The following is a 13,635-nucleotide window of genomic DNA, read 5'->3' as shown; positions in this document are numbered from 1 at the left end:
ATTGCCTCACGATCGTCGGTACGGACGAACCCGGACACGGTCGGACGCCGGGCGACGAAACACCTAACACCGTTCACGGGGCAAGAGACACGTATGATGCAGTGCGTCGCGGTGACCGTCCGACCGTTCGACGGCCCGCGTGGCACCGTTTTCGTAGGGGCCCCGTAGCCCCGCATTCACTACCCCGTTTCGACGGATGTATTGTCGCCGACCAGCATTCACCGAGCAACGACTCATATGGACGAGCGCCAACCACAGTTCCCGACGACGCACCGACGACGCCCACGGCGGGCGGTGAGAGCATGAGCATGGACACGGCCGAACAGGACGAGCCGAGCCTCGAGGGTGGCTACGACCCCGAAACGGTCGAATCGCGCTGGCAGCAGCGCTGGATCGACGCGGACGTCTACGCCTACGAGGGTGACGAAAAGCAGGACCCGAACACGGTGTATGCGATCGACACGCCGCCGCCGACGGTCTCGGGCAGCCTGCACATGGGCCACCTCTACGGCTCGACCCTGCAGGACTTCGCCGCCCGGTTCCAGCGGATGTTCGACGGCGACGTGCTCTTTCCCTTTGGCTACGACGACAACGGGATCGCGAGCGAACGGCTGACCGAGAAGGAACTGGACATCCGCCATCAGGACTACGAGCGCCGCGAGTTCCAGAACCTCTGTCGAGAGGTCTGTCAGGACTACGAGGCCGAGTTCACCGAGAAGATGCAGGCGCTCGGGACCTCGATCGACTGGAACAACACCTACAAGACGATCGAACCGCGCGTTCAGCGTATCTCGCAGCTTTCCTTCCTCGACCTCTACGAGAAGGGACGCGAGTACCGCAAGAAAGCACCCGCGATCTGGTGTCCCGAGTGCGAGACCGCCATCTCGCAAGTCGAGATGGAGGATCTAGAGAAGGGGTCGCACTTCAACGACATCGCGTTCGAACTCGTCGGCGAAGACGCCCCGCGAGAGGAGTTCGTCATCTCGACGACCCGCCCGGAACTCCTGCCGGCGTGTGTCTCGGTGTTCGTCCATCCCGACGACGATGAGAACCAGGATCTCGTCGGCGAGACGGCGCGCATTCCGATCTTCGGCCACGAGGTGCCGATCATCGCGGACGAACGCGTCGACATGGAGAAAGGCAGCGGCGTCGTGATGTGCTGTACCTTCGGCGACCAGAACGACATCGAGTGGTACCAGGCTCACGACCTGCCGCTGCGCGTGGCCATTGACGAGTCCGCGACGATGACCGACCTCGCCGGCGACTACGAAGGCATGTCCACCGAGGAGGCCCGCGAGGCCATCGTCGAGGACTTAGACGACGAGGGATACCTCCGTGACCGCCGTTCGATCACCCACGCCGTGCAGGTCCACGAACGCTGTGACACCCCCGTCGAGTTCCGCGTCTCCAAACAGTGGTACGTCGAGATTCTGGACCACAAAGACGAGTACCTCGAGGCCGGCCGGGAGATGGACTGGTACCCCGAGAAGATGTTTACCCGCTACCAGCACTGGATCGAGGGCCTCGAGTGGGACTGGCTGATCTCCCGCCAGCGCGACTCGGGCATCCCGTTCCCGGTCTGGTACTGTGAAGACTGCGACCACCCGATCATGGCCGAGCGCGAAGACCTGCCGGTCGATCCGCTCTCGGACGAGCCGCCGGTCGACGCGTGTCCGGAGTGTGGGGGCGACGAGTTCGACCCCGAAGAGGACGTGTTCGACACGTGGGCGACCTCCTCGCTGACCCCGCTGATCAACGCGGGCTGGGACTGGGACGACGACACGGAGGAGTTCACGATGGACAACCCGGAACTCTACCCGTTCGACCTGCGCCCGCAGGGCCACGACATCATCTCGTTCTGGCTGTTCCACACCATCGTCAAGTGTTACGAGCACACCGGGGAGGTGCCCTTCGACGCGACGATGATCAACGGCCACGTCTTGGACGAAAACCGCGAGAAGATGTCCAAATCGCGGGGCAACGTCGTCGAGCCCGACGAGGTGCTCGCGGAGTACCCCGTCGACGCCGTCCGGTTCTGGGCCGCAAGCGCCGCCGTCGGCGACGACTTCCCGTATCAGGAGAAAGACCTGACCGCAGGTGAAAAGCTCCTACGCAAGCTCTGGAACGCCTCGAAACTCGTCGACACGCTCGCGCCCGCTGACCCTGACGAACCCGTCGACCTCGAGGCCATCGACCGCTGGCTGCTCGCGGAACTCGACGACGCCGTCGAGGATCTGACGGCCCACCTCGAGGCCTACGAGTTCGCGAAGGCCCGCGATCGCCTCCGTACCTTCTTCTGGAACACCTTCTGTGACGACTACCTCGAGATCGCCAAGACCCGCGAGGACAACCCCTCGACGCAGTACGCGCTGCGGACCGCACACCGGACGTTCCTCGAGCTGTGGGCGCCGTTCCTGCCCCACGTGACCGAGGAGATCTGGCAGGCGATCTACGTGGCCGACGACGCGGCCCTCGAGACGAGCAGCATCCACGTCCGCGACTGGCCCGAACCGCAAGGCCACGAGGCCGACCTCGAGGCCGGTGAGACCGCCATGGAGGTCATCTCCGCGCTGCGCCGCTACAAGAGCGAGAACCAGTTGCCGCTGAACGCCGATCTCGAGTCGGTGTCGGTCTACGGGCCGGTCGACGGCTTCGAGGACGCCATCCAGAACGTGATGCACGTCCAGGAGCTCACCGTGCTCGAAGAGCAACCGGAGATCACGACCGAAGTCGCCAAAATCGATCTCGATTACTCGACGCTTGGACCGAAGTTCGGCTCGAAGGTCGGCGAGATCGATGCCGGCATCGAGAGCGGCGACTACGAGCTCGACGACGACGAAGGCGTGTTGCGCGTCGCCGGCGAGGAACTCGAGGACGACCTCTTCGAGGTCGAACTCGAGCGGACCTACTCCGGCGAGGGCGAGATGATCGAGACCGAGTCGGCGGTCGTCATCCTCGAGTAGGGGCGCTCGTCCGTCAGTAGCGACGGACGAATCTCACTCTCCACTCGAAGAGCGCTTCTTCTGAACGGTCGTTTGCTACTGACCGATGCCGCTCGGATCCGGTCCACCGAGCAGAAAGGCTATAACTGCCTCGAGAAATTCCGGATTGTGCTCTGCTGAAGTCGAGACGAGCCGACGGGTCGGTCGCGCCGCGTAAGCCGAGTACAGAGCACCATGAAGACAGATACAGCGAACGCAAACCGTACGGACGCCGACGACAGTCTCACTCCGGCTGCCATCTTCGAACTGTTGTGTGAGGACCACCGCCGGTACGCGTTGTCTTACCTCTCCCGGAAAGTGGGGGCGGTCAGCCTCGCGGACCTGGTCGACTGGCTCGCCCACCGTGACGGCGAGCCGACGCCCGAACGGATCGACCGGCTCACCGTCGAGTTCCACCACAATCACCTCCGGAAACTCCTCGATGCGGGAGTCCTGCGATACGACGCCGAGACCGGAACGGTCGAACGGCGGGCCAGGGCCCTCTCGCTCGATCCGTACCTCGAGCTTGCGGCCGACGACGACCTGTCGCTGGCGCGGTGACGGCAGGGTTAGGACCGATCCAGGACTGCCTCGCACTTTTTCACGCGGATCGCGAGCGCGAGAAACAGCGCCAGCAGAACGAACGTCACTTCACCCGCAGCGATGACGCCCAGCGCGTCGGCCTCGAGGAACATGGCCGCATCACGCGCGACCGGGATGATCGTGTGGTGGGGCTCGCCGACGATCGGAACGAAGTAGTCGACGAGCAGGTTGCTCCAGTACCAGACGGCGGCGACAGCGACAGCCCACACCGGGAACTCCGAGATCCGGTAGAGGACCAGCGCCTGGACGACCATCGCGAGGTGGCTCCAGAAGAGGAAGTTGTACATCAGCGGCGAGAGATACGTGTAGGAATCGGCGAACGCGAGCAACGTGTAGGGTGTCCACAGGCCGAGCACGATGTTGCCGAAAAACGCCAGGGCGGTGAGCCACGGCTGCTCGCGGCCCAGCTTCCAGCAGGCGAGTGCCAGCGCCACAAACAGCGTTGCGAGCGGGCTGTCCGGAACCCAGGGCCAGAGCACGGCCGTCGTCTCGGCGAACTGCCCCGAATAGTACCAGAAGCCAAACGCCGTCCCTGCGAGGTTGATCGCCACTACGAGCCACGCAAACCGCAGGCCCAGGTCCTCGAGCGTCGTTGGCAATGGCGTGAGATACGCTGGCAGCGACTCGCCGTCGGCGCGCTCGCGGTCGGACAGCTGGCCACTCGAGGTCGAGGCAGTCATCGTCCGGCGCGACGGCCGGAACCTGCAAAACAGTAGCGGTTATCGCTGCCCGCAGCCGTGATCCCCTACCACTACGATCGCCCACCTCGTACCGTCGGTCATGACAGCGACCGACCAGCGGGCTCGTATCCGGCTGTCGACCGGCCACGAGATCGAACTCCCGCTCGAGCTCTCGTTCGCGATGGGTGGCGTCACCGTTCCTGCTCGACGGAGTCGACTCGAGGCGATCCTGCCGGACGGACTCTCGTCGCTCGCGATCGCACCTGGCGTCGGGTGTGTCGCGCTCGTCGGGATTCAGTACCACCGCGTTGGCGGCGAACAGGGTGACGCGACGGGGCTCGAGCCCTATGACGAGTTCGCAGTCATCGTCCCGACAGTCCATGATAGTCGAACGAACGTTCCCGTCGCACAGCTCGCGGATGGCACGTTCGGCGGCTACGTCCATTGGCTCCCGGTGACGACCGAGCCCGCGGTCACACTCGGCCGCGAGATCTGGGGCTATCCGAAGGAACGAGCCGACGTCACAGTGACCGACGGGCCGAACGGGATCCGTACCGTCGTCGCCGGTGGACGGTATGGTGGCGAGGCCGTCCGGCTCGAGGTCACCCGGCCCCGGCTCAGCCCTCGAGCGCGCGACTGGACCATGGCGAGTTACACGACGAAAGACGACGGACTCCTGCGGACGACGGCTAAAATCGACGGGGAGGTCGCAATCGGGCTCGGCCCGTCTATCGGCACGCGCCTCGAGGTCGCGCCGGCACTGGCACGCGAACTGGGCCTGTGGCAACGGCCGCTGGCCCGGGTGTATGGCTCGCAGGTGCGGGCGCGTCTGTTCGCCGGCGAGTGGATGATCGAGTGATACGACTCGGTGAATCCGTATCGCGAAACTGTCGACTCTGGGCATTTCGAGGGCGATTTCAGCAATTGCGGCCAGGTCCGCTCCAAAGAACACGCGTAAGTGTAGTGGCTCCTAACCGCGCAGTATGACCGAGAACACCGATCTCGAGGAACTGCGACGCGGAACCGATCTCGTCAAGCGCGGCTTTGCCCGGATGCAGAAAGGCGGCGTCATCATGGACGTCGTCGACCCCGAACAGGCCCGTATCGCAGAAGAGGCCGGCGCGGTCGCCGTGATGGCGCTGGAAGCCGTCCCCGCGGACATCCGCAAGCGCGGCGGCGTCGCCCGGATGGCAGACCCCGCAGACGTCGAGGAGATCGTCAATTCCGTGTCGATCCCCGTCATGGGGAAATCCCGGATCGGCCACACGAAGGAAGCCCAGATCTTAGAGGCCGTCGGCGTGGACATGATCGACGAAAGTGAAGTCCTCACGCCCGCGGACGACGCCTACCACATCGATAAGCGCGACTTCACCGCGCCGTTCGTCTGTGGCGCGCGCAATCTCGGTGAAGCCCTGCGCCGGATCGACGAGGGCGCGGCGATGATCCGCACCAAAGGCGAGGCTGGCACCGGCGACGTCAATCAGGCCGTCCACCACCAGCGCACCATCAAGGGTGCGATCCGGAAGCTCGAGGGAATGAGCCACGAGGAGCGCGAGGCCTTCGCCCGCGAGATCGAGGCACCTGCAGACCTCGTCCACGAGACAGCAGAGATGGGCCGGCTCCCGGTCGTGAACTTCGCGGCGGGTGGCATCGCGACGCCGGCCGACGCCGCGCTCATGATGCACCACGAGTGCGACGGCATCTTCGTGGGCAGCGGGATCTTCGGCGCGGAGAACCCGCCGGAGATGGCCGAAGCGATCGTCGAAGCGACGAACAACTGGGACGACCCCGAGGCGCTCGCGGAAATCTCGAAGAACCTCGGCAAGAGCATGAAAGGCGACGCGAACGTCGACCTCCCCGAAGAGGAGAAGCTGCAGGGTCGCGGCGTTTAGCTGACTGACGACGAACCCGTTCTCGTCTGCCGGTTCGCTGGAACGACGACTGATCGGCAAGCACGCCCGTTTTCCCCGTCTCCAACCTACTGACGGCATGAGTCAGGCAACATCTCCGACCAGCGTCGAGCAACTCGTCGATCGAATTACAGCGGGAACCGAGCAATTGCTCCGGGAAACCGCACCCAACGGATCGGCCGGGACGCGGGCGGCGGTCGAAGAACTTCTAGACGTCGTCGAGGAAGTCGACGATCTTCTCGAAACGATAGATTTCGAGAGACTGCCGGACGCCGTCGACGCGTCGGCGCTGCCGAATCTCATCAAGCAAGACGGACTCCCGGACGCGATCCGCGAGAAGGATCTGGACGTGGCACTGGATCTCAGTACGATCCGAGACCTCATCGAACTGCGAGAACTCTGGAACACTGTCGATATCTCCGATTTCCTGCAGGAGTTGCGACAGCTCAAGACGGAACTCGAGGACGTCGTCGGTCCCGACGCGTTCGATTCGACCGGCGATTCCGAGGCGGCAGCCGAAGTCAGGAAGTTCGTCGACGACGTGAAAGCGGATGCGACGAACGCGGCGCTTCAGCAAGAAGCGAAAAAAGCCGCAAAAGGGGCCCGGAACGGCGTCATCGACGGTCATTCGAAATTCGAGAACCTGTACGAGTCGACACAGCGCGGCCCCGGCTACGCCGGCCGGAAGCCGGTCTCGAAAAACCCGACCGCTGTGTCGTCAGTTCCGTACGGCCCGCTCCCGGCCAGCGTCTCGACGAGAGTTTCGACCGTCCCAACGAACGTCCGACACGCGAAGGTCGATGCCCTCCCGCGGATCTACGGCCGGCGCTGGCGGACCGTCGCAGAGAGGCCGTAGCACTGGTGAGTATCCGTCAAAGAAGATGTGCCAAAATAGGCCGTGTAACCCGGGTCCGGAGACGAAAGTAGAGCCAGTGACCGCGTGTCAATCGTCGAGTTTGGCTTCGTATGCGGTGACCGTAGCGTACGGAACGCGTGGTCCAGCGCCGGGGATGTACTCGAGGGTCGTGAGACTACCGTCGTCCCGAATCTCAACGGCGGCGCTTCCGAGGCTTACCTCGTCGCCGACGACGGTTCCGACGACCGTCGGGGTTCCATTGAGCGTCACGGTCGACTCCGGTGCGTAGAGGAGCGCGTTAATCTCCGGCGTTCCGCTTGCCGTCTGCACGGTGGATTTCGAGGAGAATACGAGTCGCGTCTGTGAGGCATTGGATTCGTTCCCGATCGCAGCGTTTCCCCGAACTTCGAAGCCTGTGTCGGCGTAGATCGTGAGATCGTTACTCCCCGTGACACTGAGGTTGCCATTTCCGTGTGGCAGGTCGAACGACTCCCGGACTACGACGTCTATGTCGCCGTTTGACGTATCGAAGTGGTGGTTGCTGTCGATTTCGTTGACGCAGTGGACTCCGGGCTGGGTGACAGTCCCGTTTAACTCCCCGTACTCGTCGCACGCCTCGAGCGCGCGATCGATCTCTTCGTCGGCCGACGGGTAGTCGTAGTTTTCGTGAGAGAGCGTGCCGTTGACCATCGACTCGTCGATGGTAATGGTGCCGGCTCTTACGTCCCCGTCGATAAGGTGTTTCCCCGAGCCTCCGTTGGGGTTGGCCGTGACTGTTTCGCCGATAACGGCACCGCCGAGGCTTCTGCCGTTCTCCGAAGTGAGTAGCTGGATCCGAACGCGTTGGGGCTCGCCCTCTTCACACCCTTCGATCACGCTCCCCTCGAGCGAGTCCTCGAGTTCCCGTTCCCACGCGTCGCAGTACTCGCTCTCGACATCGATCCGAGTCGTGACGCTTCCCCGATCGTGGCCCGATCGATCGTCGAGAGCGATCTGCGTCGGGGTGGCTGCCTGTCGGACGGTTCCATCGATGGCGTTCCCGCCAACCCGGTCGCCGCCGAGCTGAACGAGCGGGAACGTGAGCGTTCCGTCACGGTACTCGATCCCTGGTGCGGAAACCATCGCTGCACCAGCCCCGTCGGTTCGCCAGACACCACCGCCCTGATAGGCGATTTCGGTGTCGTCATTAACGTACGCCAGCGTCCCGAGCGGTTCATTGTACAGCACCTCGTCGCTTCCCGAGCCGTTGACGCGGGTAATGGTCACACGACCGGCGTCGTCCCGCATGGTGACGTGACCGCGGTCGAACGGGCCGAGCGACACGTCCGACGGACCGCGATCGGTGACGACTGTCGTCTCGGCAGTATGTGCGAACTCGAGCAGCGATTGCTCAGCGTATTCGGCTTCGATAGTCGTCTGCTGTGTCTCGAGACTGCTCGAGCCCAACACGACGATTCCGATACTCGCGACGGCAACAGCACCGATCAGCAGGACGAGTCCGAGTACGTGCGCCTGTCCCCGATAACGGTCCGTCCCCGATCCATCCGAAATCCGGTCTACTGGCTCGTCCCCCGACTCTCCCCCGGCCCGTCGCGTGTCGAACACCCGCCGCATACGGGCACCGATTCCTGACTGTCACGGATAGTTATCAATCGTGATACTCGCCGTAACAGCTGGCCTAACGGACAGTAGGTACTTGTTACCGGGCTGTTCGCGCTCTCGGCGCGGACCGGTCAGGACCGAGCAGCCGCCACGAGAACGATCGAGAGAATCAGCAAGTACGTCACCAGCGCACCGATCCCCACCGAGAGCAGCCGCGACGGTGCGATGACGATGCCGACGCCGACAATCACGAACGCACCCGCGAGCGTTGCGAGCTGGACGGCCGGGCGCTCCCAGTACTCTCGGACGAGTTCGCTGTGACTGTACGCGATCACCTCGAAGCAGAGCGTTCCGAGACCACCGACCGCAACCGAGGGAACCGACAGTGGCGCCCCCGCGACGAGGAGGCCGCCGACGAACGCTGCCAGCGCGATCACTGCGAGGACGCCGTCGGTTATCAGTCCCATCGACTCAGCGATACAGCGTTGCACCCTCGCCGACGGCGGTCTGATAGGCCCGACTCTCGACGCCGGCCGCGTCGAAGGCGTCGACCATCGCTGCGGCGATCGCGCGCTGATCCTGGCGGTGACAGACCGCCAGCACGCCCGGCCCGGCACCGCTGACGGTCACGCCGGTCGCGCCGGCCTCGAGGGCGGCCTCGCGAACCCGATCATAGCCGTCGATGAGTTTGGTGCGTGCTGGCGTGACGATGGTGTCTTCCATCCCCCGGCCGACGAGGTCGGGGTCGTCGCGCGTCATTCCAACGGTGAGCGTGGCGGCGTTACCAACGGTGTCGACGACGTCCTCGAGCGGGGCCGAGTCGGGGACGACCCCGCGCGCGTCGCGCGTCGACACGGAGATTTCGGGAAGGCAAGCGACGACGGGAACGGAGGCGTCGACCTGCGTCACGCCGTCGTCGGTGACGACGGTGAACCCGCCGAGGAGTGCTGGAGCGACGTTGTCGGCGTGTGCCTCGCCGGAGACGAGCGCTTCGCCTTCGGCAGCGACGGGGACGAGCTCCTCCCGTGAGCGGCCGCGGTCGTAGAGGGCATTGAGCGCGACGGCGGCGGCAGCCGCGCTCGCGGCCGACGAGCCAAGCCCCGAGGAGGGACGGACGCCTTTGTCGATCTGAATGCGCGCCGGGGCATCCAGGGCCTCGGCGACCGCACCGACAGTGTTCTTGGCGGGATCTTCCGGGATGTACTCGCTGCCGGCACCCGTAACCGTAATCGTCGTTTCCGGGGCGCGCTCGACCCGAATCACGTCGGCGGGCGTCCCGAGAGCGACGCCGAAGACGTCGAAGCCACTCCCGAGGTTCGCACTCGTCGCCGGTGCCCGCACGGTGAGCATGCCGATTCCTTTCAAGACGGCAGTCAAAAAGGTAGCGAACGAAGACGACGCACGGTGTCAGTTCGACAGCACCGGAGACCGGGTCGCGTGGCGACGACAGTTCTTCCTCCCGGAAAACAGTCCACCCAATCGCAGTGCGATGCCCCTCGCGAATAGCGAGAGCACCTCGAGTACGATCGGTGTGAGAAACGTGGTGGCGGTAATATCAGCGACGGAGAACGAACTGGTTACTCGTCGTCGGTCGTCCCGAACGTGAACACGTCGTCGCTCTCGGTCGTATCGTCCTCGTCGTCGCTCTCAGTCGTCCCGTCCTCGTCGTTGCCGGCCGTCGCTTCATCAGTGTCGAGGCCGTCGTCGTCAGCGTCCTCATTGCCGCGCTCATCATCCGCTGGCCCAAGCGGCTGTGCGGTCGTCTCGTCAGTATCCGACTCGTCAAGGTCGTCGTCGACTGGCCCAAGCGGCTGTGCAGCCGTCTCGTCAGCATCCGACTCGTCGACTGGCCCAAGCGGCTGTGCAGTGTCCTCGCCAGTAGCGGTCTCGATACTCGATGCCGCCGATTCGAACTCGGCGTCCGTCTCATCGCTGGTATCGTCGATTTCAGCCAGCGGATCAGCGTCGTCCGCGAGCGGATCCGATGCGTCGTCACCGACGGCATCTGCCGCGCCCGTTGACTCGACGTCACTGTCGTCGGTATCGGCGTCCTCACGCGATTCGATTCCGAGGATCTCTTCGGCACCGATCTCGTCGGCGTCGCTGCCTGCGGATGCCGTATCGTGTTCGTCCTCGGATGTGGCGGTCTCGAGTCCCTCGTCGACTGGGCCGTTCTCGAGTGCCTCCACGGCCGACTGATCGGGCTCAGTCGTGTCGTCGGTCGGCTCTGCAGTCGTCTCGAGTGGGTCGTCCGCGTCGTCGAACGCGAGCCCGTCCGACTCGCGGTCGGTGGATTCGAGATCTGTATCGAGCGTGATGCCGCCGGTCTGGTCGTCCGGCCCAGCCTCGTCGATGTCGAACGACGTGTCGGTCGCCGATAGTTCCGCGTCGACGTCGAACGTCGACTCGAGGTCGACCTCGTCGCTGTCGACATCGGTGTCGAACCGGTCGAGCGCCTCGGAGAGCTGTGCGGCCTGCTCGGAGAGACTCGAGGCGGACTCCGTGACTTCAGTGAGTGCAGTGGTCTGCTGTTCAGCCGCGGCGGCGACGTTCTCGGCTTCCGCGGTGGTCTCCTCGGAGATCGTCGCCGCGTTGTCGACCATCGCGACGACCTCCTGAGTCGAGGCTGCCTGCTCCTCGGTGGCTGCGGAGATCTCTTGGACACCGATGTTGGTCTCCTGGGCGAGATCGGCGATCTCCTCGAGCGCTTCGACAGCTTCCTGGACCTGTTCGGTCGCGTCTTCGATGTCCGCGCTCGTGCCCTCGACCTCGGCGGCGGACTCCTCTGTGCGTTCTCGGATCGCTTCGAGGCGGTCCTCTGCCTCGTCGGCCGCTTGCGCGACGTCCTCGGAGAGGGCCTTGACCTCCTTGGCGACGACGGAGAACCCTTCGTCGTCGCTACCGCTCGCGGAGCGAGAGGCCTCGATGTTTGCGTTCAGCGCCAGCATATTCGTCTGGCGGGCGATCTCCGAAATCGTGTTGATCAGCTCGTCGATCTGCTGGACCTCTTCCTCGAGGCGGCGCATCTCCTCGACGGCGTCGCCGGCCTCGGCTTCGATCTCGTCCATGGCAGTGATCGCCGTCTGGGCGGCTTCTTTCCCTTCCTGCCCGGTGTTGACCGTCCGTTCGGCGATGTCGGCCACCTCGTTCGACGAGGCGGCGATCTCCTCGGTCGTCGTCGAGAGGCCGCTCATTTCCTGGTTGACCGACTGCAGCGACTCGTTCTGGCGGTCCGCACCGTCCGAAATCTCCTGGACCGAACCGGTCACCTGCTGGGATGCAGAGCGGACCTCCTCGCTCGAGGCGGTCACCTGCTCGGAGGCGGTTGCGACGTCGGTCGCGAACCGGTTGAGCTCGGCGATGGTCTGCTCGATTTCGTCGAGCATTTCGTTGAAGTCCTCCCCGATCTGTTGCATCTGCTCGTTGTCGCTTGCGACCGTCGCGCGGGCGGTGAGGTCGCCGTCGGCGGCCTTGCCCATGACCGCACAGTACTCGGCGGCTTTGTCCTCGAGGTGGCCGTTGATCTCCTCGACGCGTTTGCGCTCGCGTTCGGCCTCCTCGCGTGCGGTTTCGGCTTCCATGATCTGTTCGCGCAGCGCGTCGCGCATCGAGTCGAAGCCGTCGTAGAGGCGGCCGATGTTGTCGATCCGTTTGGTTTCGAGATCGACGTCGAGGTTGCCCTCTTCCATCTGGCCGGCCTTGTTGGTGAGTCGGTCGATCGAGACGGCCGTGTTCCGGCCGAGGACGGCACCGACCATGCCGATCATGAGGACGCCGAGGATCGTCGCGTAGATCCCGTAGTCGTTGATCGTGGTGACGAACCCGAACGCCTGATCTGCGGGTTCGTGCGTTACGACGACCCAGTCAGTCCCGAACACGCGGGCCGAACTGGTGACGTACTCGTCGTCCGCGAAATCGTAGGCGTCGGTTTCGAACGTCAGCGACGAACTGTCGATCCGCTGGGTCGTCGCTCCGTCAGTTCGTGCGGTGGTCAGGAGCGCGCTGTCGCCGCTGTATGTCTGTCCGAGCGTTTCGTGGTTCTCGCCGTAGCCCACGTCGTCGAGCATCACCTCGTCGTCGCCGTCGAGGATCATCGTCGTCGTCCCGTCGTCGCTCTCGAGGTTGTTCGCGTACGCCTCGAGGTCGACAGTGTAGACGATCGCCCGGTCCTCGTTTGCAGCCGAGCGCTGGACGTAGGTGAGGACGGCCCGCTCTTGGCCGAGTTCGTTCTCGGCGAGGTAAGCATCCGACACCCAGGGAACGGTCTGGGTGGCGTCGGCGTAGGCGCTCTCGGGGACGTTCTCGAGGTCAGTCGTCGACCCACCGCGGAACGCCTCGTTGGTGCTTGCCGTGACCGTTCCGGAGTTCAGATCGACGTACGAGATGTCGAACGTGTCGGTGTCGAGATGTTCCTCCCAGTCGAGGAACTGCTGTTCGATCGCCGCCGGATCGTCACTGGCGACGACGTCCGATCTGGCGATCGTCTCGACCGTGTGTTCGTTCTGCGTGTTCCACATCTGCAGGCTCTGTGCTTCCTGCCCAGCAGCGGACGCGTGGTCGGTTTCGACCCGGTCTTCCATCTGAGTGGTGATCCCTGCAGTGGCGACGTAGCCGATCAATCCGACGGACAATCCGAGCAGCAGTAACGCGATCCCGAACTTGACCGCGTACCTGCGTCGGATGGCCGCCGGCACCAGCCGTCGAGCGAAATCCATAGATAAGAGACGCGTTCTTTCGTCGGTACATAAATTATAATCCGCTGTTATCGGAGGTGATAATCGGACGCGGGAGACGAACGACGATACGTAGCTCAGTTCAGTACTTCAATTTCCAGAAAACTATGCTGTGATAACGTATCTGGTACTATCGGGCGCCGTTCTCGGCCAAACGTTCAAAATAGCTGGCATCTACAGGTCGCCTCATCCTCGGGCCGATCGCTCACGTCCGTCTCATCTCTCCCTCGTTATATGTCAATGCACTATGTTATATTTGTATGATATTCT

The 13,635-nt window shown here is 64.0% G+C and carries 10 protein-coding genes; 5 read left to right on the top strand and 5 right to left on the bottom strand.

Annotated features, from left to right (window positions below; genetic code table 11):
- Positions 1-308 precede the first annotated feature (308 nt).
- The gene (locus ACFR99_RS07720) at positions 309-2,963 is read left to right on the top strand and encodes a valine--tRNA ligase (RefSeq protein WP_390286395.1); all 2,655 of its coding nucleotides are present in this window, start codon (positions 309-311) and stop codon (positions 2,961-2,963) included.
- A 213-nt stretch (positions 2,964-3,176) separates the two neighbouring features.
- Positions 3,177-3,542, top strand: a complete 366-nt coding sequence (locus ACFR99_RS07715) for a DUF7344 domain-containing protein (protein ID WP_390286001.1) — start codon at positions 3,177-3,179, stop codon at positions 3,540-3,542.
- Between the two features lie 8 nt (positions 3,543-3,550).
- Here ACFR99_RS07715 and ACFR99_RS07710 read toward each other — a convergent pair whose 3' ends face one another.
- Positions 3,551-4,264 (bottom strand): DUF1405 domain-containing protein, encoded by a 714-nt coding sequence (locus ACFR99_RS07710; protein WP_390285998.1) that lies wholly within the window; start codon positions 4,262-4,264, stop codon positions 3,551-3,553.
- A 100-nt stretch (positions 4,265-4,364) separates the two neighbouring features.
- Here ACFR99_RS07710 and ACFR99_RS07705 point away from each other — a divergent pair, with 100 nt between their 5' ends.
- From ACFR99_RS07705 to ACFR99_RS07695, 3 genes are all read left to right on the top strand, one after another.
- The gene (locus ACFR99_RS07705) at positions 4,365-5,123 is read left to right on the top strand and encodes an acetoacetate decarboxylase family protein (RefSeq protein ID WP_390285996.1); all 759 of its coding nucleotides are present in this window, start codon (positions 4,365-4,367) and stop codon (positions 5,121-5,123) included.
- 124 nt (positions 5,124-5,247) lie between these two features.
- Positions 5,248-6,156, top strand: a complete 909-nt coding sequence (pdxS, locus tag ACFR99_RS07700) for a pyridoxal 5'-phosphate synthase lyase subunit PdxS (protein WP_390285994.1) — start codon at positions 5,248-5,250, stop codon at positions 6,154-6,156.
- Between the two features lie 97 nt (positions 6,157-6,253).
- A complete protein-coding gene (locus tag ACFR99_RS07695; protein ID WP_390285992.1) occupies positions 6,254-7,030 on the top strand; it encodes a hypothetical protein in 777 nt (258 codons plus the stop codon).
- A gap of 87 nt (positions 7,031-7,117) precedes the next feature.
- On the opposite strand, the gene ACFR99_RS07690 is transcribed toward ACFR99_RS07695, so the two are convergent.
- The 4 genes from ACFR99_RS07690 to ACFR99_RS07675 all read right to left on the bottom strand — a co-directional run bounded on the left by ACFR99_RS07690 (position 7,118) and on the right by ACFR99_RS07675 (position 13,347).
- Positions 7,118-8,644 carry a DUF7289 family protein gene (locus tag ACFR99_RS07690; protein WP_390285990.1) on the bottom strand — a complete coding sequence of 509 codons (1,527 nt, stop codon included), beginning with the start codon at positions 8,642-8,644 and terminating at the stop codon, positions 7,118-7,120.
- Positions 8,645-8,763: 119 nt separating this feature from the next.
- Complete coding sequence (locus tag ACFR99_RS07685; protein ID WP_390285988.1) at positions 8,764-9,099, bottom strand: hypothetical protein; 336 nt, start codon at positions 9,097-9,099, stop codon at positions 8,764-8,766.
- A 4-nt stretch (positions 9,100-9,103) separates the two neighbouring features.
- Positions 9,104-9,982: a homoserine kinase gene (locus ACFR99_RS07680; RefSeq protein WP_390285986.1), complete on the bottom strand. Its 879-nt coding sequence runs from the start codon at positions 9,980-9,982 to the stop codon at positions 9,104-9,106.
- 227 nt (positions 9,983-10,209) lie between these two features.
- On the bottom strand, positions 10,210-13,347 hold the full coding sequence (locus ACFR99_RS07675; RefSeq protein ID WP_390285983.1) for a methyl-accepting chemotaxis protein: 3,138 nt from the start codon (positions 13,345-13,347) through the stop codon (positions 10,210-10,212).
- Positions 13,348-13,635 lie beyond the last annotated feature (288 nt).

The sequence above is a fragment of the Haloarchaeobius amylolyticus genome (assembly GCF_042678045.1).
GTDB lineage: Archaea > Halobacteriota > Halobacteria > Halobacteriales > Natrialbaceae > Natrinema > Natrinema amylolyticus_A.
This window is presented reverse-complemented; position numbering and strand designations above follow the sequence as displayed.

Bases quoted from the DNA above. Each gene is read 5' to 3' on its own strand.
- ACFR99_RS07720 (WP_390286395.1), top strand. From the start codon at position 309: ATGGACACGGCCGAACAGGACGAGCCGAGCCTCGAGGGTGGCTACGAC.
- ACFR99_RS07715 (WP_390286001.1), top strand. From the start codon at position 3,177: ATGAAGACAGATACAGCGAACGCAAACCGTACGGACGCCGACGACAGT.
- ACFR99_RS07710 (WP_390285998.1), bottom strand. From the start codon at position 4,264: ATGACTGCCTCGACCTCGAGTGGCCAGCTGTCCGACCGCGAGCGCGCC.
- ACFR99_RS07705 (WP_390285996.1), top strand. From the start codon at position 4,365: ATGACAGCGACCGACCAGCGGGCTCGTATCCGGCTGTCGACCGGCCAC.
- pdxS (WP_390285994.1), top strand. From the start codon at position 5,248: ATGACCGAGAACACCGATCTCGAGGAACTGCGACGCGGAACCGATCTC.
- ACFR99_RS07695 (WP_390285992.1), top strand. From the start codon at position 6,254: ATGAGTCAGGCAACATCTCCGACCAGCGTCGAGCAACTCGTCGATCGA.
- ACFR99_RS07690 (WP_390285990.1), bottom strand. From the start codon at position 8,644: ATGCGGCGGGTGTTCGACACGCGACGGGCCGGGGGAGAGTCGGGGGAC.
- ACFR99_RS07685 (WP_390285988.1), bottom strand. From the start codon at position 9,099: ATGGGACTGATAACCGACGGCGTCCTCGCAGTGATCGCGCTGGCAGCG.
- ACFR99_RS07680 (WP_390285986.1), bottom strand. From the start codon at position 9,982: ATGCTCACCGTGCGGGCACCGGCGACGAGTGCGAACCTCGGGAGTGGC.
- ACFR99_RS07675 (WP_390285983.1), bottom strand. From the start codon at position 13,347: ATGGATTTCGCTCGACGGCTGGTGCCGGCGGCCATCCGACGCAGGTAC.